Source organism: Micromonospora matsumotoense (assembly GCF_900091525.1).
Taxonomy (GTDB): domain Bacteria; phylum Actinomycetota; class Actinomycetes; order Mycobacteriales; family Micromonosporaceae; genus Micromonospora; species Micromonospora matsumotoensis.
The window spans coordinates 91,018-116,359 of sequence record NZ_FMCU01000019.1 but is presented as its reverse complement, the minus strand read 5'-3'; the positions used below and the strand labels follow the sequence as shown (position 1 = coordinate 116,359).

Sequence of the window (25,342 nt, the reverse complement as noted above, 5' to 3'; positions counted from 1 at the left end):
GCCCCCTCCGTGCCGGTGATCAAGAGGTTTGCGTCACTGAGAGCGCTCTCCGTTGACGTAAACCTCTTGATCACCGCGGTCGGACCGGGCTGGGCGCGGGGCGCGGTGGGTGGGGTGGGGCGGGGCGGGGCGGGGAAAGGATGGGGGCATGTTCGGGATGCGGAAGAAGAGCGGGGATCCGGAGTTGGATGTCGCCGTGCGGGAACTCGCCGGGGCGGACACCGTCGCGTTCGGCGGGGTGGGGTTCGCCGGCACGCTGTTGCCGGTGACCGAGGCGTACCGGCGGGTCGAGGAGGCGTTCGCGCGGCGCCCCCGGCAGGCCCGTGAACAGGTCGACTGGCTGCTGCGGCACGGCTCACCGGCCGGCCGGGCGTACGCGGCGGCGCTGTTGGAACAGGTCGACCCGGCGGCGGCCCGGGACGCCTGGACGATCCTGCGTGACGAGGACGACGAGTTCACCACCTTCACTGGCTGCACGATGGCCACCACCACCCTGAGCGGGTACGCAGCGGACCGGCTGGCCGCCCACCGCACCGACGGGGACGCTCGGTAACTGACTGCTCACTCAGAACTAACGGAGTTTCCCCAGGTGCGCGGGGTGCGCGGGGTTGTTACCGTCTCCGCCGATGCACTTGGGGAGGTGGTCGAGGTGAACGGTTCGGTGGCGTACGTCGTAGCGACGCTGGGATGTCTGATCGGGGTCGCCGGGATCGTGGTGGCGGTGGTGGCCATGCGCAAGGGGCGCAAGCCCACCCGCCCGACGGCGGCGAAGGACCCGTTCCGCGACACCGACTCCGATGCGCTGCGCGGTGACCCCCGCAAGCTCAAGCCCGGCGACATCGTCGAGATCCGCCGGGTGTCGTACGCGGTCCGTGGCTCGGTGCACCTGGTCGAGGGCGGTTGGAGCTGGGCCGAGCACCTGCTGGACACCGTCGAGGGCGACAAGCGCTGGCTCTCCGTCGAGGAGGACCCCGACCTGGAGTTGGTGCTCTGGACGGCTGAGCCGGCCGCGACGGTCACCCCGGGCGCACCCACCCTCGACTTCGCCGGTCGCCGCTACTCCTGGGAGGAGTCCGGCCAGGCCCGCTACTCGGCCACCGGCAGCACCGGCCTCGACCCGTACGGCACGGTCCGCTACCACGACTACCGGGGGCAGGGCGACGATCGGCTCTCCTTCGAGGCGTACGGGGAGGCCGGCTGGGAGATGGGCCGGGGCGAGCGACTGCACCGTACCGACGTGATGGTGTACCCGCAGGCCGGGCCGGAGGGGTCCTGATCGTGCTGGTCAGCCTGGACACCCCGTACGTCGACACCTGCGCCGCCGACCTGAGTCTGGCGCTCGGTGGCCCGGAACGACCCGCCCTGCACGTCCGTGACCTGACGCTGCCCGGCGGCATCCGGCTCCGGCTGCGCCTGCTCGGCGCTTCCCACCAGGTCGTCCTCACCGCCCCTGACGCGGCGGGCCCTGACGCGATGATGGGCCCTGACGCGGCGGGTGGGCTGGTCGAGACGGTCGCCTGCCTGCCCGGCCGACCGCCGCACCTGCCCGGCACCCTGCACGACGAGGCGGGTGGCTACCGGTTCACGGCCACCGTGCTGCGCCCCGCCGGGGACGAGCTGCACACCCGGATCGCCGCGCTCCGCGCCGACCTGGCCGACGACCCGTACGCCCTGGTGGGGGTCTTTCCCGGGGACCCGGACGCGGTCACCGCGCTGGCTGTACGCCCCGACGCGCCGGACGGGTCGGTGGGCTGGCGCACCTGGCACGCGTACCCCCAGACCAACGAGCTGGTCCTGACCGAGACGGTGGTGGCGCTGCCGCGCACCTCGCAGCCGGTTTTGCGAGCCCCGCAGTCGCGAACGGAGAAGACGCGGTGAGCGCGAGGAGTGAGCCGGTTTTGCGAGCCCCGCAGTCGCGAACGGAGAAGACACTGTGACGTACCGACGCTGGTTCGTGGTGGGGGTGGCCTTCGCGGTCATCGGGGCGCTGGTCGCCGCCTTCGCCATCTTCTACGGCAACTTCTCGCCCCGGGGTTACATCGAGGACCGCTACACCCGGTCGGCGAACCGGGACATCGGGCGGGACGCCGTCGCGTACACCTCGAACCGGACCCCGAGCCAGGTGGCGGACGACATCACCGGCGCCTGGAAGCCGGCCGACCAGTACGTCGACGGCAGCGGCGTCTACCTGCGCTACGACGACGACTCGCTGGTGATCCTGCCGATCGCCGCCGGCTCGGTGATCCTGCTGGAACGGATGCGGACCGCGTACCCGCGTTACCACTCGACGGTGGGCAGCCACTGGGGCTGGGGGCGGGGCAGCACGGTACGCGGCGGCGGCCCCGGCGCCGGTAAGTGACTCCGCACCACCCCGACCGAACGAACCCCTGGAGCACGCTGTGCAGAACCTGGTCACCGATCTGCTGGTCACCCTCGCCTACGGGGTGGTCGGCGTCGTCCTGATGGCCATCGGCTACGTGTTGGTCGACGTGGCCACCCCGGGCAAGCTCCACGAGCTGATCTGGACCGAACGCAACCGCAACGCGGCGCTGCTGCTCGCCTCGAACCTGGCCGGCGTCGGCACGATCGTGGTCGCCGCGATCGCCGCCAGCGAGGACGATTTCCTCCTCGGCCTGGTCGGCGCGGCCGCGTACGGGATCGTCGGGCTGGTCATCATGGCGTTGGCGTTCGTGCTGCTCGACGCGTTGACCCCGGGCAAGTTGGGCGAGCTGCTGGTCGACCCGCAGCCGCACCCGGCGGTCTGGGTGTCGGCGGTGGTGCACCTCGCCACCGGCGCGATCATCGCCGCCGCCATCAGCTGATGACCACGGCGAAACCACCGGCGAAGGCGAAGCAGAACACGGGCGCCTGGGTGGGTGGGATCATCCTCGGCCTGTTCGTGCTCTGCTGCGTGGGAAGCAGCCTCTTCAATCAGGACTCCGGCGGCACCGCCGTCCCCGCCCCGGCGGTCGACGAGCGCACCGACACCGTGCCGCTCCTCGCGCAGGCCACCGCCAGCCAGGGCATCTGCTACGGCTGGTGGCTGGAGGAGTCGTTCCGCTCGCCGGTGAGCGTCGGCTCCAACCTCGGCGACGGGGTGGCGGTGGAGGAGGACGACCGCTGCCCGCGCTGGGTGCAGGTCCGCGCCCGGATCACCTACACCGCGGAGAGCAGCGAGAGCAGCGACTCGGCGTTCATCACCGTGACCGGCTCGGGCGACTTTTCCAGCGCCGACCTCTCCGCCGTCCAGGCCGGCCTGGCCCGGTTCGGCCTGCACGAGGACGTGTTCGTCGACGACCCGGGCTGGGCGATCTGCCGCGCCGCCGTGGCGTTGCCGCTGCTGGTCGCCGAGACGGGTGCGGCGCCACCGGCCGCCACCCCGACCGCCGATCCCGCCGCCGTGACGGCGCCGCTGCCGGACGCCGGCAGCGATTTCCTGCGGGACCGCTGGGGTTCGCTGCTGGCCGCCGCCGGTCTGCTGCTGGTCGCCGCCCTGTTGATCACCGTCGGTTTCGTGCAGCGCGGCCGGCAGCGGGCGGCCCCGGCCGGGCGTTTCCGGGGGACGTCGTGACCACCGCCACACCGGTCGAGGACGATCCGACCCGGCCCCGCTGGCGGTGGGCCCGCGCGGCGGTGCTGGTCGCGGTCTTCGTCTGCGCCGCCTGCGGCCTGGTGTACGAGCTGGCGCTGGTCGCGCTCGGCAGCTACCTGATCGGCGACACGGTCGGGCAGGCGTCGATCGTGCTCGGCGTGATGGTCTTCGCGATGGGGATCGGCGCGCTGGTGGCCAAGCCGTTGCAGCCCCGGGCCGCCGCCGCGTTCGCGGTGATCGAGCTGACGCTGGCCCTGCTCGGCGGCCTGTCGGTGCTCGGCCTCTACGCCGCCTTCGCCTGGCTCGACCTGTACGGCCCGGCGCTGGTCGGCACGGCCTTCGTGCTCGGCCTGCTGATCGGCGCGGAGATCCCGTTGCTGATGGTGATGCTGCAACGCATCCGCGAGCAGGCCGCCGGCAGCGCGGTCGCCGACCTGTTCGCCGCCGACTACGTCGGCGCGCTGCTCGGTGGGCTCGCCTTCCCGTTCCTGCTGATTCCGGTCTTCGGCCAGCTCAAGGGCGCGCTGGTGGTGGGCGCGGTGAACGCGGTGGCCGGCTTGGCCCTGGTCTGCACGGTGTTCCGCGCCGAGCTGAGCCGGCGGGCCCGGCTCGTGCTGGGCGCCGGCTCCGTCGTGGTCGCCCTCTGCCTGGGGTACGCCTGGGTCACCGCCGCGGACTTCGAGGTGACCAGCCGCCAGCAGCTCTACCGGGACCCGGTGGTGCACGCCGAACGCTCCCGCTACCAGGAGATCGTGCTGACCCGGTCGGTGCGGGAGATCGGCCACGCCGACACCGACCTGCGGCTGTTCCTCAACGGCGACCTCCAGTTCAGCTCGATCGACGAATACCGCTACCACGAGGCGCTGGTGCATCCGGCGATGCGCGGCCCGCGTGGTGAGGTGCTGGTTCTCGGTGCCGGCGACGGCCTCGCGGTCCGCGAGATCCTGCGCTACCCGGACGTGCGCCGGGTGACCGTGGTCGACCTCGACCCGGCGGTGGTGGCACTGGCCCGCTCCGAGCCGCAGTTGCGCGCGCTCAACGGCGGCTCCCTCGACGACCCCCGGGTCCGGGTGCTCAACACCGACGCCTTCGGCTGGCTGCGGACTGCCGCCGAACGCTTCGACGTGGTCGTCGCCGACCTGCCCGACCCGGACGAGACGGCCACCGCCAAGCTCTACACCGTCGAGTTCTACGCCCTGATCCGCTCGGTGCTCGCCGAGGGCGCCCGGCTGGTGGTGCAGTCCGGATCGCCGTACTTCGCGCCCAGGTCGTACTGGTCGATCGAGGCGTCGGTACGCGAGGCCGGCTTCGCCACCGTGCCGTACCACGTCGACGTCCCGTCGTTCGGTGACTGGGGGTTCGTGCTCGCCACGCCGGGCGGCACCCCGCCGGTGCTGGAGTTGCCGACCGATGCGCCCCGGTTGCGTTTCCTCGACCCGGGGGTGCTGCGGGCGGCGGCGGCCTTCCCCGCCGACCGGGGCCGCCTGGACGTGCCCGCCTCCACCCTGTTGCGGCCCAGGGTGCTCGACTACGCCCGCAGCGAGTGGCGCGGCTACTAGCCTCGGACAGATGTCACCGTCGTCGCGCCGCCGGCTGCCACCGCGTGCGGTGGACGCTGCGGCGTACCTCCAGGCGTTCGTCCTGTCCGGGGTGGCCACGGTGCTGGTCACCCGGGCCTTCCTCCGGGCGACCGGCTACCCGCAGCTCGGCGGCGGCGGTCTGCACATCGCGCACGTGCTCTGGGGTGGCCTGCTGATGACCGTCGGCCTGGGCGTCGCGCTGGTCTTCCTCGGCGGGGCCGCCCGGATGACCGGCGCGGTGCTCGCCGGGGTCGGCTTCGGGCTGTTCATCGACGAGGTCGGCAAGTTCGTCACCGCCGGCACCGACTACTTCTACCGACCGGCCGCCGGCATCATCTACGCCGTCTTCGCCCTGCTGGTGGTGCTCACCCAGGGGCTGCGCGACCGGCTGCGCCTCACCCCGGGGGAGCGGGTGGCGAACGCGTTGGACGTGGTCGTCGGTGGCCTCGGTCGGGGGCTCACCGACCGGCGACGGGTGGCCACCCTACGGCTGGTCCGGGGGGCCGGTCCGGAGGTCGAGTCGGCGGTGTCCGCGTTGCTCGACGTGGTGCCGCGCCGGGGGCCACCGCCACAGCGGTTCTGGCAGCCCCCGGTGGCCCGGCTGCGGGCCGCGCTGATCCGGCTGACCGCCCGGCGGTGGGTGGTCTCCCCGGTGGTGGTCTACCTGGTCGTCGAGCCGGTGGCCACGGTGGTGGGGGTGGTCACGGAGGAGGTGACCGGTGAGTTGGACCAGGCCGGGGAGTGGGGCGCGGTGCTCGGGGTGTCCGCCTCGGCGCTGGTCGCCGGGGTGTTGAGCATCCGCGCGGCGTTCCTGCTCCGGCACGACCGGCGGGCCGCGTTCCGGCTGTTCAAGCTGGCCCTCCTGGTCGACCTGCTGTTCGGGCAGATCTTCAACTTCACGGTCAACCAGTTCGACGCGGTGACCGGGCTCGCGGTGGATCTGCTCCTGCTCGCCGTGGTGACCGCCGAACACCGCCGACTGGTACGCGAGTCGTGACCCGGGACGTGCGGATGATCCGGTTCGGTCGCGGCCCTGCCCGCGGCTGATGGGTGATTCGGCAGGTCGATCATTGGGTACGGCACCGTCGTACCCGGTGCGACGGGACTACGGACGCTACCGTGGTGCGGTGATCTAGGAAGGAGAATCATGGTCGATTCCCACAGCACGCCCGCCCGGACCCGTCCGGGTCTGGTGACAATCTCCAGCTATCTGCTGATGTTCTTCGCGGCGCTCCAACTCATCGGGCTGATCCTGACCCTCGCGATCAGCGGCAAGCTCCGCCAGGCGTTCGAGGACGCGTTCGAGGGGACCGCGAGCGAGGTCGACGGGCTCGGCACCGCCGTCGTGGTCTTCGCCGTCGCCGCGTCCGCCGTTCTACTGCTGATCGCGCTGGCCCTCGTCGTCCTGGCGATCTTCAACAACCGGGGCAAGAACGGCAGCCGGATCGCCACCTGGGTGGTCGGCGGCATCATGGTCTGCTGCGTCGGCGGCGGACTGGTCAACGGCGCCGCGGGCTTCAGCGGTTCCACCGGCTCCACCTCCGGCGACGCGCCGAGCGCCGAGGAGTTGGAGCGCAGCATGAACGCCGTGCTGCCCTCCTGGTACAACCCGGTCAGCACGCTGCTCGGCGTGCTCAGCCTGCTGGCCCTGCTGGCGGCGCTGATCCTGCTCGCCCTGCCGAAGTCCAACGAGTTCTTCCGCAAGGCCAAGGGCGGCTGGGAGCCGCCGGTTCCCGGTGCCGCCTACCCGACCGCCCCCGGTTACCCGGCGACCCCGGGCTACCCGGCGACCCCCGGTTACCCGGCGACGCCCGACTACCCGCAGCCCGGCGCCCCCGGTCAGCCGGGTGTGCCCGGACAGTCGGCCACCCCGGGCCAGCCCGGCCCGTCGTCGGCCACCCCGGGCGTGCCGGACCAGCCGCAGCCGTCCGACGGCTCGTCCTGGCCGCCGCCGTCAGGTGGGGACCCGGACCGGCCCGCCGGAGGCAGCGGACCGGACGACCCGCAGCGCCCCGCCGGCAGCTGACGGGCGCGTAACAGCGACACCGACGATTCCCTCCGAGTAGGTTGCACACCGACGCCTACCGGAGGGAATCGTCGTGTCGTACCCGGATCAGGTGCCGGCCCGCCGACCGGCGGCCGTCACCACGGCGGTGACACTGCTCGGGCTGATGGCGCTCGCCGCCGGGGTCTACGCCGTGACCACCCTGCTCGCCCTGGGCGGCACCATCGACCGGTTCCGGGTCGCCGCCGCCGGCACCGCCGCCGACCCGGGAGACGTCGACGGCGTGGTCCGGCTGCTGCGGTTCAGCACGATCGGTGCGGCGGTGTTGACGGTGCTGGTGGCGTTGCTGCTGGTCGGCCTAGCCGGCGGGCTGCTCGCCCGACGTCGGGCGGCCAGGATCGGCATCTGGGCGGTCTGCGGGTTGGGCCTGCTCGCCGGTGGGTGCGCACTGGTGGCACTGGTCGGCCAGCGGGCCAGGCCGCTGCGGCTCGGTGCCGGTGACCGGGGCGTCGCCGACCTGTTCGGCACCCTCGACGACGCCTACCCGTCCTGGTGGCTTCCGGTGAACGGGGCAGTTTCGGTGGCCCAGGCCCTCGGTTACCTCGCGGTGGCCGGGTTGCTGATGCTTCCCCCGGCGAACGCCTGGTTCGCCACCCGCCGGTCGGTGCCGCCCGCGTCCGCGCCGCCGCACCCCGCCGCGCCCTGGGCGTACCCCGTCTCCGACCTGCCCCACGGTGCCGCCGCGCCGGTGCCGCCCACGTCCGAACCGCCCCACGGTGCCGCCGCGCCGGTGCCGCCCACGTCCGAACCGCCCCCGGGTGCCGCTGCGTCGGCGCCGCCGCCCCGCTGAGGAGCAACCGTGACCGCCGACCGACCGGCTCCGGGCCGCCGCGCACTGATCACCGGGGCCACCGCCGGCATCGGTGAGTCCTTCGCCCGCCAACTCTCCGCCGAGGGCTGGGACCTGATCCTGGTGGCCCGGGACGCCACCCGGCTCGACGCGACCGCCGCCGAACTGACCGGCCGGTACGGCAACCGGGTGGAGGTCATCCCCGCCGATCTGTCCACCGACGACGGTTGTGGCCGGGTGGAACGGCGACTGGCCACGGGCGACCCGGTGCACCTGTTGGTCAACAATGCCGGGCTCAGCCTCAGCCGGCCGTTTCTGCGTTCCACCGTCGCCGATGAGACCCAATTGCTCCGGTTGAATGTGCACGCGGTACTTCGGCTGACTTTGGCGGCGCTCGGACCAATGACCGAACGTGGCGATGGGGCAGTGATAAATGTCTCTTCAGTCGCTGGGTTCGGCCCGGTGATGCCGGGTTCCACCTATCCGGCCAGCAAGGCCTGGGTCACCAGCTTCAGCGAATCGATCGGGCAGTCCACCCGCGCGTCGGGTGTGCACGTGATGGCGCTCTGCCCCGGCTACACCCGCACCGGCTACCACGAGCGCACCGGCATCGACATGTCCGCCATGCCGCGGTGGATCTGGCTGCGCGCCGACGACGTGGTCGCCGAAGCCCTACGTGACCTGCGGAAAGGCAAAACCGTCAGCGTTCCGGACTGGAAGTACAAGCTGGCCGTGGCGAGCCTGCGGCACGTACCGCGTCGGTTGTTGCGTGGCGCCTTCCGGGACCGACGGGGGCAGCTCGACCCGGCCGGGGAGTGACCGGCCGCCGGTGCCGTACGACGTGCGGGCGGCCCGCAGCCGCCCGGCAACTCTGCCGGTGCGGTCGCGCAGCGTAGCCGTCCATCGCCAGTCATCGGTTGCCCGCGCGACGGTTCCGGGTGGGCCGCACACACGACCCACAGACTTGCGCAGTACCCTCTATCGCCATGGGGGACCACGACGACCTGCGTAAATTCATCACTGACCTGGCTGTGGTCCATGGCCGGGTCGTGCTCTCCTCGGGGCGGGAGGCGGAGTGGTACGTCGATCTGCGTCGCGTGACTCTCCATCACCGGGCGGCTCCCCTGGTCGGTCGGGTGATGCGGGAGCTGACCGCCGACTGGAATTACGACGCGGTCGGTGGGTTGACCCTGGGTGCCGATCCGATCGGCATCTCGATGTTGCACGCCGCCGCGGAGACCGATCGACCCCTGGACGCCTTTGTGGTCCGCAAGGCCGGCAAGGCGCATGGTCTCCAACGGCGGATCGAGGGTCCTGAGGTGGCCGGCCGGCGGGTACTGGCGGTGGAGGACACCTCGACGACGGGCGGCAGCGTGTTGACGGCCGTCGAAGCACTACGCGAGGCCGGGGCGGAGGTCGTGGGCGTGGCGGTTATCGTCGATCGGGGCGCCAGCGACGTCGTACGAGCCGCCGGACTGCCGTATCGGGCGGCCTTTACGTTGGCTGACCTCGGCCTTGTGGCGTGAAAATTTGCCGATTCGGATCTGCTGATATGCAGGCGGATCGATGCTGCTGGTGGAAGGATGGAATACGTGGGAACTGCGTTGGCTGAAATGACCATGCCTCAGATCTCGCCGCTTGCCGGCGAGCCGATCGAACGTGCCGATGCCGAGCGGCTGGCGGGGGTCCTCAAGGCCCTCGCCGACCCCGCCCGGCTGCGGCTGCTCAGCCTGATCCAGTCGGCGCCCGAGGGCGAAGCGTGCGTGTGTGACCTCACCGCGCCGCTCGGCCTCTCGCAGCCGACGGTCAGCCACCACCTCCGCATCCTCACCGAGGCCGGCTTGCTGGAGCGGGAGAAGCGTGGTGTGTGGGCCTACTACCGGCTGGTGCCGTCGGCGATCGCCACGATCGCCGACCTCCTCACGCCGCCGCGCAAGCGGGCCACCAAGAAGGCCCGCTGACTGCACCCGTCGCCCCCGCCAGGGGCGACGTCCGATGGCGTACCAGGGGTGGCGTCATCGGGTGGTGACGGCTGTCCGTCACCGGTCAGTTTGCTGATCCACCACCGTGCCCGCGGTGGCGTACGTGTAGGCGAACGGCCGGTCCTCTCCCCGAGGGCCGGCCGTTCGTCGTCCGCCGGTCAGCGACCCTGACCGTGCTCCGGGTACCGTCCACCGTCCTGCGGCGGGGACTGGCCGTAGGTCTGCGGCGGGAACTGCTGGTCGTGGCCGTGCGGCTGGTCGGGCTGCCGACCACCGTAGGACTGCTGCTGCCCGTACTGCTGCGGGTCCCCGTGCTGCTGCTGGTGGCCGTGCTGCTGCGGGTCGCCGTGCTGCTGCTGGTGGCCGTGCTGCTGCGCCGACTGCGGTTCGCCGTACGGCTGCCGGGGCTGGTCGTGATGGTGGTGGTGCTCGACGGCGTCCCGGACGGCCTCCACCGCGCCCACCGCGCTCGCGGCGGCGATCACCGCGACGGCCTCACCGCGCCGACGGGCCTTACGGTCGCGGAGGAACTCGAAGAAGATCGGCAGCACCGAGATCAGGATGATCAACGCGACCACGGGCAGGATGTACCGGTCGATCTTGTCACCGATGGCGTTGTAGATCTGGTCGGCGAGCAGGTAGCCGATCAGCAGGATGCCGTCCACCCAGAGGATCGCGCCGACGACGTTCCAGAGGAAGAACTGCTTGGCCGGCATGCCGAGCGCACCCGCCACCGGGTTGAGGAACGTCCGCACGATCGGGATGAACCGGGCCAGCACCACGGCCTTGGCCGGGCCGAACTTCTGGAAGTAGAACTCCGCCTTCTCCACGTACTCCTTCTTGAAGAGGCGGGAGTTGGGGCGTTCGAACATCCGGCGGCCGTACCGGGCACCGAGCCAGTGCCCGAGCTGGGCACCGGCGATCGCGCAGAGCGGGCCGCCGATCAGCAGCCCGACCAGGGAGAGCCGGGTGCCGCTGCCGAAGATCGCATCGGCCACCGGTGAGGCGGCGACCCCGGCCAGGAAGAGCAGCGAGTCGCCGGGGAAGAAGAACCCCACCAGCAGACCGGTCTCGGCGAAGAGGATCACCCACACGCCGACCAGCCCGAAGGTCTGGAGCAGATCCTTGGGGTCGAGCGGATTCAGCGCGACCGTCTCGGCGACCACCCGCGTCTTCTCACCTGTGTCCACGGCCACACACCATACCGAGCCCGCGAAGCGCCGGTCGCGGCACTCGTCCCCCCGGCCGGGATCTCACCCCGACACCGGGTCCGGCCGGGCGGCCCCCGGCGTGCCGGGGGCCGCTGCCGACCCCCGGCCGGGCGGGGGCGATGTCAGCCGGACAGCAGGGGTGGCGGAGACGCGCCGGTCCCGTGCGGGGGTGCGGGAAGTGCCCGTCAGGCCACGAAGCGCGCCCGTCGACGCCGGGCCACCAGGTAGCTGCCGACGCCCGCCACCAGCAGCAGCCCGCCGACGGCGGCCACCAGGCCGGTGGGGGAGCCGGTGATCGGCAGTGAGCCGTCGCCGCCGCCCTGACCGCCCGAGCCGGGATTCACCAGGACCTTCGCGGTGTCGTTGCGCGGGTCGAGGTCCTTGCCACCGGAGCTGTGCTGCAGTTCGACCTTGCCGGTCAGGGTGCCCGCCCGGTCGATCCGGAACGAGAAAGGCAGGGCGACCCGCTCACCCTTGTGGAGGATGCCGTACTGGTAGCACTCGTACGCGCGGGCACCCGGTTGGCCGTACTCCTCCGGCTGCTGCGCGTCGGCGTCGGTGCAGTTGTCGGGGGCCTTCACGGCGGTGACACCCTTCGGCACGGTCAGCCGGATGTTCGCGCCGCCGCCGGAGCCGCCGTTGCCCGACGAGGCCGGCCCCCGGTTGGTGTAGCCGATCTTGACCGGTACTGTCGCGCCCACCTTGCCGGTGACGCGTACCTCGTCGGCAGCCAGGTCGGCCCGCTGCTCGCCGGTGACGGCCAACTCGATGGCGGTCTCGTTGTCGGCCTGCCGGACGTCGGTCTGTGCTGCCCGGGACGTGCCGGCGCGCAGCTTGCCGGCCGGTTCCAGCCGCAGCACCCCGCCGGTGCCCTGCTGGTCGAGGGTGTACTCGTGCCGCACGTCCGCCCAGTCCTGCGGGGTCAGCCAGGTGGCGGTGCCGGTCTGGGTGTTCGGCGCCCAGGCGTCACCGGGCACCGTGACACCGAAACCGCCGCCGACCCGGAACGTCCGGCCCGGCTCGATCGCGTCGTCGAAGGTGCAGGCGAACAGGTTCGGCGTGAAGTGAACCGGACCGCCCACGCTGCTGTAACGGCAGTTCTGGTAGCGCCTCGACGGGGTGAGCCCGTAGGCGCCCAGCACGAGGAGCACCGCGCCCTGCACGGTCTCCTGCCCCCGGTTGCCGACCGACAGCGCCGCCGGCACTGTGGCTCCGGGACGACCGCTCAGCTTGACCGCCGGGCCGGCCACCAGGTCGACCCCCTCGCCGATGAGCACGGTCGAGTCGTACGTGCGCGTGCCAACGCCGGGAATGGTCACGGTGAACCGGAGCCTGCCCTCCCGGCCCAGCGCGGCGTCGGCGCGTGGCCGGATCGAAAGGACGAGCAGTGCCGGCGCGTCCTCGCCGAAGGCCGTGCAGGTCAGGATGGTGCCCTCCCGGGTGCAGCTCCCGCCCCCGGGGGTACCCACCTCCGCGAAGGCGTCGACCGCGCCGAAGTCCACGGTGGCGGCGTACCTGCCGGGGGGCGTCTCGCCCGACAGCCGCAGGACCACCGTCTTGCCGGGCCCACCCGGGGCCAGGGTGATGTTGTTGGCGAACATGTCGAACCCGGCCGCCGCCGCAACGTCGGCGGGAGCGTCGGGGCTGGCGGGGGCAGCCGGTGCGGGAGCGGCGGAGGCGGCGACGAACACGCCCATCGCACCGAGCCCGGCCAGCAAACGTCGGATCGCGTGCTTGCGCATCAGCGGGTCCTGTCCTCATGGAATTCTGGCTGTCGTCACGCAGCGTACGGAACCCGGTCGGATGTGGTCGCCCCGCGACGCCGGGCGGCGGCAGAATGGGCCGAACTGCCGGCGGCTCCACCCCAACGGCCCCCGGCCACCTCCGTCGCCTGCCACCTGCCCGTGGCCGTCGCCTGTCTGTCGCTGTCGACCGTTGTCCGCCGCGTCAGAGCCGGGGGTCGACCGGCTCCGACTCGCAGGCGAGGATCGCGAAGACCAGCGCGTGCCGACGCCACAGCGGGACGTCGGCGGCGTACCCGTCCAGGGCGGCCAGGCCGAGCGCGTGTTCGCGCAGCGCCAGGCCCCGCTTGCGGCCCAGCGAGCGGCGACGCAGCGCGGCGAGCTGGGCGGGATCGGTGTAACCGGGGCCGTAGATGATCCGCAGGTACTCCCGGCCCCGGCACTTGATCCCCGGCTGGAGCAGCGAACCCCGTGCCGACCGGGCAGCCGGACCGGCGTACGGCTTGACCACCATCCCCTCGCCGCCCGCCCCGGTCAGCGCCAACCACCAGTCGGTGGCCGCCGTCACCGCCGCATCGTCGGCCAGCTCCACCACCTGCCGTCGGGTCGGCGTGAAGAACTCCGGATCGGCCGCGCAGAGCCGGTCGGCCAACGCCAGGTGCCAGCCGTGGTCCCGGTCGGTGAAGGTCACCTTCGCCCCGGCCAGCACCGAGAACGGCGCCAGCGTCACCCCGCGCAGCCCCTCGGTGGGGGCCACGTACGTCCGGTAGGCCGCCGAGTAGCTCTCGATCTCCGCCCGGCGGGCCGTCATCCGGTCCCGCAGCGCGTCCACCGGCAACCCGCGGGCGCCTGCCGCCTCCAGCGCGTCCAGCGCCGCCGGCAACGCCGCCCGGCCGGCCGCCCCGACCCCCGCGTACTGCTCGCGGATCAGCCCGCCCGCCTTCGCCGACCAGGGCAGCAGCTCACAGTCCAGCAGCAGCCGGTCGGTGCCCAACTCGTCCCACAGCCCGGCCGTGCCGACCGCCGCCCGGACCCGGTCCAGCAGCTCCCCGTCCCACGGCGGGCCGAAGAACGGCCGGCCGGTACGGGTGTGCACCACCCCGCCGCCGAACGGGCCGGGTTCCCGCTCGACCAGCACCACCGCCCGGGAACCCATGTGCTTCTCCTCGCACACCACCCGCTCCACGCCGGCCGACCGGTAGTCCCCGAACGCCTGCGCCGGGTGCTCCAGGAACCCCTCCACCGTCGACGTCGAACACGGGGCCATGGTCGGCGGCAACCAGACCAGCCGGCCCGGGTCCACCGCGAACCGGCTCATCACCTCCAGCGCGGCGGCGGCGTTCTCCGCCGGCACGGTCAGCGTCCCGTAGGCGTGCTCCAGGTGCCGACGCCCGGTCACGTCGGCCAGGTCGAGCACGGTGTCCGGGCGGGTCGGCGCGCTGACCAGCGGTCGGGCCGGGGCGTACCACTCCCGCTGGGCGTCGACCGCGACCAGCTCCCGCTCCGGGTAGCGCAGCGCGGTGAGCTTCCCGCCGAAGACGCACCCGGTGTCGACGCAGAGGGTGTTGTTGATCCACTCCGGCGTCGGGGTCGGGGTGTGCCCGTAGACGACCGTGGCCGCACCCCGGTAGTCGCGCGCCCACGGGTAACGCACCGGCAGGCCGTACTCGTCGGTCTCGCCGGTCGTCTCGCCCCAGAGCGCGAACGAGCGGACCCGGCCCGACGCGCGGCCGTGGTAGGCCTCCTTCAACCCGGCGTGCGCCACCACCAGTCGGCCGCCGTCCAGCACGAAGTGGCTGGCCAGGCCGTCGATGAAGGTCGCCGCCCCGGTCACGAACGCCGGGTCCTCGGCGTCGAGCTGCGCCATCGTCTCGGCCAGGCCGTGGGTGAGCTTGACGTCCTGGCCACGCAGCTTGCGCAGCAACTTGTGCTCGTGGTTGCCCGGCACGCAGATCGCGTGCCCGGCCGCCACCATGCCCATCACCAGGCGCAGCACGCCGGGGGAGTCCGGGCCGCGGTCCACCAGGTCACCCACGAAGACGGCGGTACGACCAGCCGGGTGCACCGCGTCCACCGGGCGACCCGCGTCGTCGCGGTGCAGCACGAAGCCCAACCGCGCCAGCAACTCCTCCAGCTCCGCCCGGCAACCGTGCACGTCACCGACGATGTCGAACGGCCCGGTCAGCTCCCGCCGGTCGTTGTGGAGTTTGTCGAGGCGAACCTCCGCCGCGTCGATCTCCTCGACCCCCCGCAGCACGTGCACCTTGCGGAACCCCTCCCGGGCCAACTGCCCGTACGACCGGCGCAGGTCACGCTGCATCCGGGCCAGCACCTGCCGGTCGAAGTCCCGGTCGGCGCGGGCCTGGGTCCGCTCCCAGGCCAACGCCTCCGGCACGTCCAGCACGATTGCCACCGGGAGGACGTCGTGCTCCCGGGCCACCTGCACCAGCCCGGCGCGGGCGTGCGGCTGGAGGTTCGTCGCGTCGACCACGGTGAGCCGGCCCCGCCGCAGCCGCACACCCGCCACGTGGTGCAGCGCCCCGAACGCGTCGGCCGACGCGGACTGGTCGTTCTCGTCGTCGGCGACCATCGCCCGGAACGCGTCCGAGGCGAGCACCTGGCTGGGCGCGAAGTGCCGGGCGGCGAACGTGGACTTGCCCGAGCCGGAGACGCCGACCAGCGCCACCAGGGCGAGTTCGGGAATGTCGAGGATGGTCACCGGGCTACCTCCCGGGTCCCCGTCCCGACGGTCGTTCCCGTCCCCACGGTGCGGAACACGGCGAGCTGGGTGGGTGGGCCCACCTCGGAGTCGTCGTCACCGACGCCCCGGATCTCGGCCACATAGCCGTACGCCGCCGCGACCCGGTCGACCCAGTCGGCGAACTCGACCCGGGTCCATTCGAACCGGTGGTCGGGGTGCCGGAACTGGCCCGCTCCCAGCCCTTCGTAGCGGACGTTGTGCTCGGCGTTCGGTGTGGTCACCACGACGGTGGCCGGCCGGGCGTGGCCGAACACGGCATCCTCCAGCGCCGGTAGGCGTGGCGGGTCGACATGCTCGATCACCTCCATCAGGACCCCCGCGTCGTACCCGCGTAGCCGGTCGTCCCGATACGTCAGGGCGGACTGCCACAACCGGACCCGGTCCCGTTGCCGCTCCGGCAGCCGGTCCAGCCGCAGTCGACGGGCCGCGAGCGTCAGCGCCTGGTGGGACACGTCGGTGCCGACGATCTCCGTGTAGCGCCGGTCGCCGATCAGGGCGGACAGCAGCGCGCCGGGTCCGCAGCCGAGGTCCAACACCCGGGTCGCCCCGCTGGCCGTGAGCGCGGCGAGCACCGCCTCCCGGCGGCGCAGCGCCAGCGACGGCTGGCGAGGAGCCTGTTCGCGTTCGACTTCGGCCACGCTGTCGACGGGTGGCTCGTCGGCCAGCTGCTGCGCGGCGAGGCGGGCCATGGCCTCCCCGGCCAGGGCGCGGCGGTGGGCCAGGTAGCGACGGACGATGACGGCCCGCTCCGGGTGGTCGGCGAGCCAGCCGGCACCCGCTCGGAGCAGCTTGTCGATCTCGTCCGGGGCGACCCAGTAGTGCTTCGCGTCGTCGAGGACCGGCAGCAGCACGTACAGGTGGTTCAGGGCGTCGGCGAGCCGCAGCGTGCCGGTGAGGGTCAGATCGACGTAGCGGCTCTCGCCCCACTGCGGGTGCGTCTCGTCGAGTGGAATCGGGGCGGCCGTCACCGCCCAGCCCAGCGGGGCGAACACCCGGGCGGCCAGGTTGGCACCGCCCCGGCAGCGCAGCACCGGCACCCGTAGCTGAAGCGGGATCGGCGCGGCGGCCAGCTCCGGCCGGTCCCGGGACTCGCCGCGCAGGGCCGAGCGGAACACCTTGGCCAGCGCGGAGGAGAGCAGGCTCGACGCCGCGTACGGCCGGTCGTTGACGTACTGGCCGAGGCTGAAGCTCTCCGGGGTGCGGCCCCTGCCCCGGCCCCGGCCCTCGCCGGTCAGCCGCAGCGGGTCGACGTCGACCAGCAGGGCGGCAGTGCAGTGCTGCTCGTCGGCCTCGGGATAGAACACGTGCGCCGCGCCGACCGGCAACTCGAAGGAGTGGATCCGGTCGGGATGCTTGGCCAGCAGATATCCGAGGTCGGTGGCGGGCCGGTGCGTCGTGGTGAGGGTGAGGAGCACGGCCCCAGGGTGCCAGGGCCGTCGATCCTCCGTCGTCCCGTTTACGTCCCGCCGTGGCCCACGGCGCGCGCCGCCGAGCTGCTCCGCCGAGCCCGCATCGGGCCCGGCGGAGCAGCTCGGTCAGGCGACGAAACGGGTCCGCTGGCGCCGGGACAGCAGGTAGCCGCCGCCACCGGCCACGAGCAGCAGCGCGCCGAGAGCGGCGAACAGGACGGCCGGCACGCCGGTGACCGGCAGGCCGCCGTCGTCACCGGCACCCTGGCCGCTGGCCGCGTTGACCGTCAGCCAGGCCCGGTCGTTGGCCGGCTTGAGGTCATCGGCGAAGCCACCGCCGGCGGGGCACTCGCACGGCGCGTTGACGTGTACGGCACCCCGGGCGTTCGGGACGACCTTGTCGATGCGCAGCCGGAAGTCCATGGTGTAGCTCTTGCCGTTCAGCAGGAGCATGCCCGAGCTGCACTGGTAGGTGCGGGTGCCCCGTCGTAACCCGCAGTTGTCCGGGACCTCGGTGGCGGTGGTGCCCGGTGGCAGTTCGACGTCCGTGTGGGTGGCGGCCTCGTAGTCGCCGTTCACCCTGTCGAGCGTGGCCGGGCCGTTGTTCCGGAAGCCGACGGTCGCCGTGACGACGGCGCCGGCCCCGCCCTGCACCGTGTCGCCGACCGCCACGAGGTCGGTGCCGTTCCTGCCGGTGATCTTGATGACCCACGAGGTGTAGTTGTTGCCCGGGCCGACGTCGGTCTGGTCGGCCTGCCGCGACTGCTTCGGGGCGTCGGTCAGGGCCAGCCTCGGGCCGCTGCCGGGGATGGCTGCCCGGGCGCCGGCGTCCAGCCGCACCCGGTACAGATCCTCGAAGTCGGCCCTGGTCATGAAGTAGGCCGAGGCGGACTGGTTGCTCGGCGCATAGGTGTCCTTGCCGAGCTGGAAGTCCAGCGTGGTCGCGAGCCGCCCGCCCGCCGGGATCTCCTCGTCGAACTGGCAGGAGATCAGGTAGTCATCGGTGTAGAGGCAGTTGCTGAACCGGTCCTTGGTCCGGACCGAGTAGGGGAGGTCGAAGACGGCCGCGAAACCCTCCACGGCCTTGGCGCCGACGTTTGCCACGACCAGTGGCACCGTGACCTTCCCACCCGGCGGAGTGGAGTGGGTGGTGAACGGCGCGCCGGCCAGATCGACGCCCTCACCGACGCGGACCCGGGAGGTGTAGCCGCTCCGCCGCTGGCCGGCCACGAGGAGGTCGACCTTGACCTCGCCCGAGTCGCCGGTCTTTGCCTCGTCGGTGGGCGTGATGCGGACCGGCTCGGTCCCGCTGCCATAGATCCCGCTGCCGGGCGGTCCCTCGGTGATTTCGATGTCGTCGGGCTCCGTGCAGAGCAGGACGCCCGGCTCCGGGGCCGCGCAGTCGATGGCCTGTTCGGGGGCGATGGTGACCTTGCCGGCGAGGGTGCGGTAGTCGTACCGCACGGAGACGTCGGAGAGCGCGGTCGGCCGGTCGGCGTACAGAATCAGGACGCGGGAGGTGCCCGAGGAGTTGGCGGCGAGGGTGGTGTCCTGGAAATAGGGCCGGATCTCGACTGCGGGCGCGGCGACGGCCGGGGTGGCAGTGCCGGCGAGGAACACGCCTGCGACGCCGATCCAGGCCAGCCAGCGCCGCCGATGGGAACGCTCGATCATGGGGTCCTCCCAGTGGGGGGGTGGGCCCACGCAGCTTAGAGGTGCCTCACAGTTCTGGGGTAACTCCGCTCAGTGATCGGCGCGCCTGTCCCTCACCTGTGGCCTCAGCGGTAGTCGTCCTCGTCGGCGGTGACCACCCGGGCCTGCTCCATCGCGTCCCAGTCGGCGACCTCCAGGCCCCGGTGCGGCTCGGCGTCGGTCTCGTCCGGGCCGATCACCGCGGCCTGCTCGACCGCGTCGGCCGGCTCGGCCTCCGGGTCGCGCTCCTCCGGGTCGAGGTGGTCGCTCGGGATGAAGTCCTCGTCGGGCTGACCCATCGTCCCTCCCTGGTGCCGGCGGCCTGTCCACCCCACCGTACGGGCTGGGGGCGCAGGTCGCCCGGTGGGCGCGGGAACGCGGGAACGCCCTACCGGGAACGCCGGCCGGTGTCAGGATGGGTCGGTGGGTTTCCTGATCCGGTTGGTGATCACGGCGATCGCGCTGTGGGTCACCACGCTGATCGTGCCCGGGGTCGACGTCACCGGCCGCAACGGCGCGAACACCGCCCTCACCCTGCTCGTGGTGGCGCTGATCTTCGGTGTGGTCAACGCCATCCTCAAGCCGGTGATCAAGGTGGTCGGTTGTGTGTTCTACCTGCTCACCCTCGGGTTGTTCGCGCTGGTGGTGAACGCGTTGCTGTTCCTGCTGACCGATCGGCTCGCGCGCGCCCTCGACCTGCCGTTCCGGGTGGACGGTTTCTGGGCCGCCTTCTGGGGGGCCATCGTGATGGCCGTGGTGACCTGGTTGATCAGCGTCGCCGTGCCCGACCGGTGGGAGCGCCGGTGAGGCCGACGGGTGGACGGTCCCCGGGGCGGTGGTGCCCGCCGTCGCCTCCTGCGGGATACTGCCGACGGTGGACAGCGCGGTCCGGCGCACCGATGGAAGACAGCGGCCAGCGCGGCCGAGAGCGGTAGTTAAGGAGCTTTTCACATGCCCATCGCTTCCCCCGAGGCTTACGCGGAGATGCTGGACCGGGCCAAGGCCGGCCGGTACGCGTACCCCGCGATCAACGTGACCTCGTCGCAGACCCTGAACGCGGCGCTGAAGGGCTTCGCCGACGCGGAGAGCGACGGCATCATCCAGGTCTCCACCGGTGGTGCCGAGTACCTGTCCGGGCCGTCCGTCAAGGACATGGTGACCGGTGCGGTGGCCTTCGCCGCGTACGCGCACGAGGTGGCCAAGAAGTACCCGGTCAACATCGCGCTGCACACCGACCACTGCCCGAAGAACAAGCTGGACGGGTTCGTCCGGCCGCTGATGGCCATCTCCCAGGAGCGGGTGAAGGGCGGCCAGGAGCCGCTGTTCCAGTCGCACATGTGGGACGGCTCGGCCGTGCCGGTGGCGGAGAACCTGCAGATCGCCGCGCAGCTGCTCGACGAGGCCGCCAAGGGCAAGATCGTCCTGGAGATCGAGGTCGGCGTCGTCGGTGGCGAGGAGGACGGCGTCGAGAACGCCATCAACGACAAGCTCTACACCACCGTCGAGGACGGCCTGGCCATGGTCGAGGCGCTGGGCCTGGGCGAGAAGGGCCGCTACATGGCGGCGCTGACCTTCGGCAACGTGCACGGCGTCTACAAGCCGGGCAACGTCAAGCTCCGCCCGGAGATCCTCCACCAGATCCAGGAGGCGGTCGGCGCCAAGTACGGCAAGGACAAGCCGCTCAGCCTGGTCTTCCACGGCGGCTCCGGCTCGCTGCTGGAGGAGATCCGGGAGGCGCTCGACTACGGCGTGGTGAAGATGAACATCGACACCGACACCCAGTACGCCTTCACCCGGCCGGTCGCGGACCACATGCTCCGCAACTACGACGGCGTCCTCAAGATCGACGGCGAGGTCGGCAACAAGAAGCAGTACGACCCGCGTACCTGGGGCAAGCTGGCCGAGGCCGGTCTCGCCACCCGGGTCATCGAGGCGTGCGAGCACCTGCGTTCCACCGGCACCCGGATGAAGTGACAGTTCGTACCCTGTCGACGGCCGGCTCCCCCTCGGGAGCCGGCCGTCGCCGTCGGGGCCCGGCCACGACGGTGGCCGGGCCGGCCGTCAGGCGGTCGCGGTGAGCACCCGGACGGCCTCGTGGACGTCGTCGGTGAGGTGGATGCTGGCGGACAGGTCACCGGCCGGCGAACCGGCGAACAGCGGGCGCAACAACGACTCGATCGGCAGCTCCCGGGTCCAGTACGCCCGGTCCAGGAAGACGTACGCCCCGCTCGCGCCGTCCGTGCCGTAGTACGTCTTCGTCGCCGCCTGGAACACCTCCTGCACGGTGCCGGCCCGGCCGGGCGCGAAGACGATCCCGCCCCGGGCCAGCCGCAGGATGGTGTCCTCCCGGATGGCGTTGGAGAAGTACTTGGCGATCCGACCGGCGAACAGGTTCGCCGGTTCGTGCCCGTACAGCCAGGTGGGGATGGCCAGCCCGCCGGAGCGGGCCCAGTCCAGGCCGGGCCCCCGCTGCTGCGGCACGGTGGCGGCGTAACGGTCCCGGACCGCCAGCGCGGCGGCCGTGTACCGGTCGTGGTCGGTGAAGTCGGGGGACACCGCCAGCAGGTCGATCGCGGTGTCCAACTCCCGCGCCGGCCAGGCCGCCAGGAACGCGCCCAGGTTGGCCGCCTCCATCACCCCCGGGCCGCCGCCGGTCACCACCAGCCGGTCGGCCCGCGCCAGCTCCCAACCCAGCACCGCCGCCATCCGGTACGGCACGCTGCCGCGCGGCACCGCGTGCCCGCCCATCACCCCCACCACCGACTGCGGCCCGTGGGTGGACAGCCAGGTCCGGGTCGCATCGGCCAGGGCGTTGTCCACGCCGTGGTCGTGCAACCGCTGGCCGAGCGCCTCCTTCACGTCGGGCAGGGCACCACCGTGGGCGCGGAAGTGCGCGTAGACCCGGGTGTCGTACATCCCGGCGAACCCGCCGCGGGCGAACCCCTCGGCCAGGTCGGTGGGGGTGTAGAGGTGGGCCGGCTGGGTCGGGTAGGGCAGGCCGGAGAAGGGCGGCACCACGTTCGCCCCGCGCCGGACCAGGTCGGCTCCGACCTCCCGGCCGGCAAACCGGCAGCCCACGAAGAGGGTGCCGGCCACCTCGGTGGCGGTCAGGTCGGGAACCGGATCGAGGTCGAGGCGGAGCCCCTGCACGGTCAAGCCGGCGAGGCTGCCGGCGACCAGGTGCCGGTCGAACTCGGCCCGGGTCTCGATCTCGTCATGACTGGTGTCGTGCGGCGCGATGACGTCCGCGGGAGGTGGGGTCGGCACCCCGCCATCCTGCCCCCACCCCGCCACCACCGCGCGGCGGCGGGGGCACCGACGACAGGAGCCCGGCGACCGAGGTCACCGGGCTCCTGCGTAACCGGGTCCTGGGGAGGCTCCGGACCAATAGTTGTAGTGGAAGATATCTCCGTGCGGCATGGGCCGCAGGGCCGACCGGCGGGGCCGCTGGGGTGGATCATCCGAGCCGCGAGGGTCGCCGGTACGACCGCAGGGCCGGTACGGTCGGCCGAGGGTTCACCCGGTGGGGCCGAGGGTTCACCCGACCGGGTCCCGGGCGTGACGTAGACCTCCACCGTTCAGCCACCGTATACAACCGACCCCCTCGCGCCGCGCTGGGCGAAGCGGGTTGAATGGGGCGATGCAGAACCTGTTGCCTGAGCCTCCGGCCACCCTCCTGCCCGTGCACGAAGAGGCGGACGCCGCGCTGGACGCCGCCGCCGAGCAGGGCACCGACGAGGCGTACGCCGAGGTCGCGGCCCGCTTTCCCACCCACAGTGCGGCCTGGGCGGCGCTGGCCACCCGAGCCCTGGACAGCGGCCAGGTGATCGCGGCGTACGCGTACGCCCGCACCGGCTACCACCGTGGCCTGGACCAGTTGCGGCGCAGCGGCTGGAAGGGGCACGGCCCGGTCCCGTGGTCGCACACCCCGAACGAGGGCTTCCTGCGCTGCCTCTACGTCCTGTCCCGGGCCGCCGGGGAGATCGGCGAGGCGGACGAGGCCGCCCGGTGCGCCCAGTTCCTCCGCGACTGCGACCCGGCGGCCGGGGACGCCCTCGCCAGCGCCTGACCGGCCGACCAGCGCCCGATCCGACCGGCTGACTGCCGTCGGGTGGGTCGGCCCGTGGTCACCCCGCGTCGGCCGGTCTGACGGGCAGCAGCCCACCCTGACCGTCGCCGGCCCGCCCCCGACAGCACGTGGGGGCGGGCCGGCGTGTCGGTTCCCGGTGCCGTCGGGGCGATCACCCCGTGGCGTCGTACCGCCGATCGGGCGGTTCAGAGCCCTTCGGCCACCGCTGCGGCGATCTTCAGCCAGGCGTCCCGGGAGGCCGAGGAGAGCCCGCCGTACCGGATCGGCTCGCCGGTGTCGATCAGCCGCTCGTACGGCGCGAGCAGCACCGCCCTGGTCCGGGCGGCGAAGTGTTCCTGGATGGCCGGCAGGTCGATCTCCTTGCGGGACGGCGGCATCGACACCACCGTCACCGCCTGCCGGACGAGCCGGTGCCGGCCGCTCTGCTCCAGGTGGTCGAGCATCCGGGCGGCCGTCTCCGCCGAGTCGTTACGGGCCGACATGGTGACCACCAACTGGTCGGTGGCGTCCATCGCGGCCTGCCAGTTCTGCGCCCGGACGTTGTTACCGGTGTCCACGAAGATCAGCTTGTAGAACCGGCTCACCACCTCACGGATCTCGGCGAACGCCGCCGCCGTCAGCATCTCGCCCCCGGTCGCCGACTCGTCCGAGGCGAGCACGTCGAACATCCCCTCGCCCTGCGAGCGGACGTACTGCGACAGGTCCCCGATCCGGCCGTGCGGCCCCTGGAACTGCCCGAGGTCGCGCAGCATGTCCCGGACCGTACGGGAGTGGAAGTCCTGCTGCGCCCGCATCCCCAGGGTGCCCTGGGTCTCGTTGTTGTCCCAGGCCAGCACGTAGCCGCCGCGCTTCTGCCCGAAGGTCATCGCGAGCAGCAGGATGGCCACCGTCTTACCGGCGCCGCCCTTGGGGTTGACCACGGTCACCTGGCGCAGCCCGCCGAAGTTGCGGCGCACCATCTCGATGTCCCGCTTCACCTCCTGCTCGTGCTGACCCGGCGGGAGCTTCACCAGGCCGATCCGGTTGACCACGGCCCGCACGCCCATCGTGGCGATCGGGTCGGCCGGCCGGATCTGCCGGCGGCGGGCGAAGTCCTCGGCGGTCGGCGCGATCCCACTCTCCGGCGACCACCCCAGTTCCGGGTAGCCGGCCGGGGTCGCCGGGTCGGGATAGGCGGCCGGGGGCATCCCGGCCGGGCCTGGCTGCTCCGGCCAGGACGACCGGTACCAGCCGCCGGGTGACTGCTCGCCGGGTGACTGCTGACCGGGTGACTGCTGGCGGGGCGGCATGGGTCCTTCGGGTCCGATCGATCCCGGCCGGACCGATCCGGGATCTGCCGGTCCGGCTCCGGTGGGCCCGGGGTGATCGGGGCCGGAGCCGCTGATGGGTCCGGGCCATCCGGTGGGACCGGGTGCGGGGAGCAGCGGCGGCGGGAGTGGCGGCGCGGTGGGTGCCGGGAGTGGGGGAACCGCCGGCACGCCTGCTGCTGGCGGGTGTTCCGACGGCGGCTGCGGCTCGGACGACACCCCACCGGGCTCTGCTGTCGATGGATGGCCAACCGCGCCAACCCCTACGGCCGTACCGGGCACCACCTCGTCGACGCCGCCCGATTCTGCTCCTTCGCCCGGCTGTCCGGCTCTCCCGGACTCCCCGGCCCTGCCCGGTCCCTCAGCACCGCCGGCCCGCTCAGCACCGCCGCTTCCCTCAGCACCGCTGGCCCGCTCAGCACCGCCGCTTCCCTCAGCACCGCTGGCCCGCTCAGCACCGCCGCTTCCCTCAGCGCCGCCGGTCCGCTCAGCGCCATCCGGTGCCCTGCCTCTGCCCGGCTCCTCGGCCCTGCCGGGTTCTTCGGCTCCGACCGAGAGCCGTTGGGGCGGCAGCGCCCATGGGGACTCGCCCCGGCCCGCCGGCTGTGCCGGTATCGCCGGCACGCCTGTGGCATCCGATCCAGCGTCGTGGATCTTGGAGGATTTCGGCCCCTGGAGGGGCCCGAACCTTCCAAGATTCAATTCGGTCGGGTCAGTTCCGTGGGGCACGACGTTTCCGTTGCTCGGGTGGGCCGGTGGGACGGGGTGGGGCGGGCCGTTGCGAGGGCTCGGCGGGTGCACATCCGTCGACGGACCGGGCAGCTGGCCAGGTCCGGCCGGCGGCGACGGTGGGCCGGCGAGCGACGGGTCCAGGGTGAAGGGCAGATCGAGGTCCACCCGCCCGGACCGGCCCCGCCCGGCCCGCCGCTCCGGCCTGCGGTGTTCCGCCGGTTCTTGGTGTTCTGCCGGTTCTTGGTGTTCTACCGGCCCCCGGTGCGCCCTCGGAGCGTGGTGTTCTGCCGATCCCTGATACCCCGCCGACAGGGTGGGGTGCGGGTCGTCGTGCCTGGGCGGAGGGTGGTATCCGGCCTGGTAGTCGTATCCGGCCTGGTAGTCGTATC

22 protein-coding genes and 2 pseudogenes are annotated in these 25,342 nt (G+C 72.5%); 16 read left to right on the top strand and 8 right to left on the bottom strand.

Features of this window, described 5'->3' with window-relative positions:
• Positions 1 to 148: 148 nt before the first annotated feature.
• The 13 genes from GA0070216_RS27780 (at position 149) to GA0070216_RS27720 (ending at position 9,988) form a co-directional block, all read left to right on the top strand.
• Positions 149 to 553 carry a hypothetical protein gene (locus tag GA0070216_RS27780; protein WP_091252202.1) on the top strand — a complete coding sequence of 135 codons (405 nt, stop codon included), beginning with the start codon at positions 149 to 151 and terminating at the stop codon, positions 551 to 553.
• Positions 554 to 649: 96 nt separating this feature from the next.
• Positions 650 to 1,276, top strand: a complete 627-nt coding sequence (locus tag GA0070216_RS27775; protein WP_091252290.1) for a DUF4178 domain-containing protein — start codon at positions 650 to 652, stop codon at positions 1,274 to 1,276.
• A 2-nt stretch (positions 1,277 to 1,278) separates the two neighbouring features.
• Positions 1,279 to 1,878: a DUF2617 family protein gene (locus tag GA0070216_RS27770; protein ID WP_091252200.1), complete on the top strand. Its 600-nt coding sequence runs from the start codon at positions 1,279 to 1,281 to the stop codon at positions 1,876 to 1,878.
• A 55-nt stretch (positions 1,879 to 1,933) separates the two neighbouring features.
• Positions 1,934 to 2,359 carry a DUF4247 domain-containing protein gene (locus GA0070216_RS27765; RefSeq protein WP_091252198.1) on the top strand — a complete coding sequence of 142 codons (426 nt, stop codon included), beginning with the start codon at positions 1,934 to 1,936 and terminating at the stop codon, positions 2,357 to 2,359.
• A 40-nt stretch (positions 2,360 to 2,399) separates the two neighbouring features.
• Entirely contained in the window at positions 2,400 to 2,822 is a 423-nt protein-coding gene (locus GA0070216_RS27760; RefSeq protein WP_091252196.1) for a DUF350 domain-containing protein, read from the top strand.
• A complete protein-coding gene (locus GA0070216_RS27755) occupies positions 2,822 to 3,571 on the top strand; it encodes a hypothetical protein (protein ID WP_091252194.1) in 750 nt (249 codons plus the stop codon). Before GA0070216_RS27760 ends, GA0070216_RS27755 begins: the two co-directional genes overlap by 1 nt.
• A complete protein-coding gene (locus tag GA0070216_RS27750; protein WP_091252192.1) occupies positions 3,568 to 5,151 on the top strand; it encodes a polyamine aminopropyltransferase in 1,584 nt (527 codons plus the stop codon). Before GA0070216_RS27755 ends, GA0070216_RS27750 begins: the two co-directional genes overlap by 4 nt.
• Positions 5,152 to 5,185: 34 nt before the next feature.
• A complete protein-coding gene (locus GA0070216_RS27745; protein ID WP_176739169.1) occupies positions 5,186 to 6,169 on the top strand; it encodes a hypothetical protein in 984 nt (327 codons plus the stop codon).
• Between the two features lie 150 nt (positions 6,170 to 6,319).
• Positions 6,320 to 7,198, top strand: coding sequence for a hypothetical protein (locus GA0070216_RS27740; protein ID WP_176739164.1), 879 nt, complete (start codon positions 6,320 to 6,322; stop codon positions 7,196 to 7,198).
• Between the two features lie 73 nt (positions 7,199 to 7,271).
• Positions 7,272 to 8,027, top strand: a complete 756-nt coding sequence (locus GA0070216_RS27735) for a hypothetical protein (RefSeq protein WP_245722767.1) — start codon at positions 7,272 to 7,274, stop codon at positions 8,025 to 8,027.
• Positions 8,028 to 8,036: 9 nt separating this feature from the next.
• Positions 8,037 to 8,846, top strand: a complete 810-nt coding sequence (locus GA0070216_RS27730) for an SDR family NAD(P)-dependent oxidoreductase (RefSeq protein ID WP_091252189.1) — start codon at positions 8,037 to 8,039, stop codon at positions 8,844 to 8,846.
• A 167-nt stretch (positions 8,847 to 9,013) separates the two neighbouring features.
• Positions 9,014 to 9,553 carry an orotate phosphoribosyltransferase gene (gene pyrE, locus GA0070216_RS27725; RefSeq protein WP_091252187.1) on the top strand — a complete coding sequence of 180 codons (540 nt, stop codon included), beginning with the start codon at positions 9,014 to 9,016 and terminating at the stop codon, positions 9,551 to 9,553.
• Positions 9,554 to 9,610: 57 nt separating this feature from the next.
• Positions 9,611 to 9,988 carry an ArsR/SmtB family transcription factor gene (locus GA0070216_RS27720; RefSeq protein ID WP_007454255.1) on the top strand — a complete coding sequence of 126 codons (378 nt, stop codon included), beginning with the start codon at positions 9,611 to 9,613 and terminating at the stop codon, positions 9,986 to 9,988.
• 434 nt (positions 9,989 to 10,422) lie between these two features.
• Here the strand turns inward: GA0070216_RS27720 and GA0070216_RS27715 are convergent.
• The 6 genes and pseudogenes from GA0070216_RS27715 to GA0070216_RS27690 all read right to left on the bottom strand — a co-directional run.
• Positions 10,423 to 11,205, bottom strand: a pseudogene (locus tag GA0070216_RS27715) (DedA family protein); the annotation flags it as partial.
• A 200-nt stretch (positions 11,206 to 11,405) separates the two neighbouring features.
• Positions 11,406 to 12,962 carry an LPXTG cell wall anchor domain-containing protein gene (locus tag GA0070216_RS27710; RefSeq protein WP_091252185.1) on the bottom strand — a complete coding sequence of 519 codons (1,557 nt, stop codon included), beginning with the start codon at positions 12,960 to 12,962 and terminating at the stop codon, positions 11,406 to 11,408.
• Positions 12,963 to 13,167: 205 nt separating this feature from the next.
• The gene (locus tag GA0070216_RS27705; RefSeq protein ID WP_091252184.1) at positions 13,168 to 15,681 is read right to left on the bottom strand and encodes a polynucleotide kinase-phosphatase; all 2,514 of its coding nucleotides are present in this window, start codon (positions 15,679 to 15,681) and stop codon (positions 13,168 to 13,170) included.
• The gene (locus tag GA0070216_RS27700; RefSeq protein WP_091252182.1) at positions 15,678 to 17,138 is read right to left on the bottom strand and encodes a 3' terminal RNA ribose 2'-O-methyltransferase Hen1; all 1,461 of its coding nucleotides are present in this window, start codon (positions 17,136 to 17,138) and stop codon (positions 15,678 to 15,680) included. Before GA0070216_RS27700 ends, GA0070216_RS27705 begins: the two co-directional genes overlap by 4 nt.
• Positions 17,139 to 17,258: 120 nt before the next feature.
• Positions 17,259 to 18,806 carry a hypothetical protein gene (locus GA0070216_RS27695; protein ID WP_091252180.1) on the bottom strand — a complete coding sequence of 516 codons (1,548 nt, stop codon included), beginning with the start codon at positions 18,804 to 18,806 and terminating at the stop codon, positions 17,259 to 17,261.
• A gap of 104 nt (positions 18,807 to 18,910) precedes the next feature.
• Positions 18,911 to 19,123, bottom strand: coding sequence for a hypothetical protein (locus tag GA0070216_RS27690; protein ID WP_091252178.1), 213 nt, complete (start codon positions 19,121 to 19,123; stop codon positions 18,911 to 18,913).
• 124 nt (positions 19,124 to 19,247) lie between these two features.
• Between GA0070216_RS27690 and GA0070216_RS27685 the strand changes: the two genes are divergently transcribed.
• Together GA0070216_RS27685 and fbaA are read left to right on the top strand one after the other, a co-directional pair.
• Entirely contained in the window at positions 19,248 to 19,631 is a 384-nt protein-coding gene (locus tag GA0070216_RS27685; RefSeq protein ID WP_091252176.1) for a phage holin family protein, read from the top strand.
• Between the two features lie 144 nt (positions 19,632 to 19,775).
• Entirely contained in the window at positions 19,776 to 20,798 is a 1,023-nt protein-coding gene (gene fbaA / locus GA0070216_RS27675) for a class II fructose-bisphosphate aldolase (protein ID WP_091252172.1), read from the top strand.
• Positions 20,799 to 20,885: 87 nt separating this feature from the next.
• Here fbaA and GA0070216_RS27670 read toward each other — a convergent pair whose 3' ends face one another.
• Complete coding sequence (locus GA0070216_RS27670) at positions 20,886 to 22,091, bottom strand: LOG family protein (RefSeq protein WP_176739163.1); 1,206 nt, start codon at positions 22,089 to 22,091, stop codon at positions 20,886 to 20,888.
• Positions 22,092 to 22,464: 373 nt separating this feature from the next.
• Here GA0070216_RS27670 and GA0070216_RS27665 point away from each other — a divergent pair, with 373 nt between their 5' ends.
• On the top strand, positions 22,465 to 22,893 hold the full coding sequence (locus tag GA0070216_RS27665) for a DUF3151 domain-containing protein (RefSeq protein ID WP_091252168.1): 429 nt from the start codon (positions 22,465 to 22,467) through the stop codon (positions 22,891 to 22,893).
• Between the two features lie 206 nt (positions 22,894 to 23,099).
• Here GA0070216_RS27665 and GA0070216_RS27660 read toward each other — a convergent pair.
• Positions 23,100 to 24,518 (bottom strand): annotated as a pseudogene (locus GA0070216_RS27660) (MinD/ParA family ATP-binding protein); the annotation flags it as partial.
• Positions 24,519 to 25,342 lie beyond the last annotated feature (824 nt).

What these genes read in the sequence shown, in the direction of transcription:
- GA0070216_RS27755 (WP_091252194.1), top strand. Translation starts at nt 2,822, where the DNA reads ATGACCACGGCGAAACCACCGGCGAAGGCGAAGCAGAACACGGGCGCC.
- GA0070216_RS27690 (WP_091252178.1), bottom strand. Translation starts at nt 19,123, where the DNA reads ATGGGTCAGCCCGACGAGGACTTCATCCCGAGCGACCACCTCGACCCG.
- GA0070216_RS27780 (WP_091252202.1), top strand. Translation starts at nt 149, where the DNA reads ATGTTCGGGATGCGGAAGAAGAGCGGGGATCCGGAGTTGGATGTCGCC.
- pyrE (WP_091252187.1), top strand. Translation starts at nt 9,014, where the DNA reads ATGGGGGACCACGACGACCTGCGTAAATTCATCACTGACCTGGCTGTG.
- GA0070216_RS27740 (WP_176739164.1), top strand. Translation starts at nt 6,320, where the DNA reads ATGGTCGATTCCCACAGCACGCCCGCCCGGACCCGTCCGGGTCTGGTG.
- GA0070216_RS27720 (WP_007454255.1), top strand. Translation starts at nt 9,611, where the DNA reads ATGGAATACGTGGGAACTGCGTTGGCTGAAATGACCATGCCTCAGATC.
- GA0070216_RS27710 (WP_091252185.1), bottom strand. Translation starts at nt 12,962, where the DNA reads ATGCGCAAGCACGCGATCCGACGTTTGCTGGCCGGGCTCGGTGCGATG.
- GA0070216_RS27665 (WP_091252168.1), top strand. Translation starts at nt 22,465, where the DNA reads ATGCAGAACCTGTTGCCTGAGCCTCCGGCCACCCTCCTGCCCGTGCAC.
- GA0070216_RS27695 (WP_091252180.1), bottom strand. Translation starts at nt 18,806, where the DNA reads ATGATCGAGCGTTCCCATCGGCGGCGCTGGCTGGCCTGGATCGGCGTC.
- fbaA (WP_091252172.1), top strand. Translation starts at nt 19,776, where the DNA reads ATGCCCATCGCTTCCCCCGAGGCTTACGCGGAGATGCTGGACCGGGCC.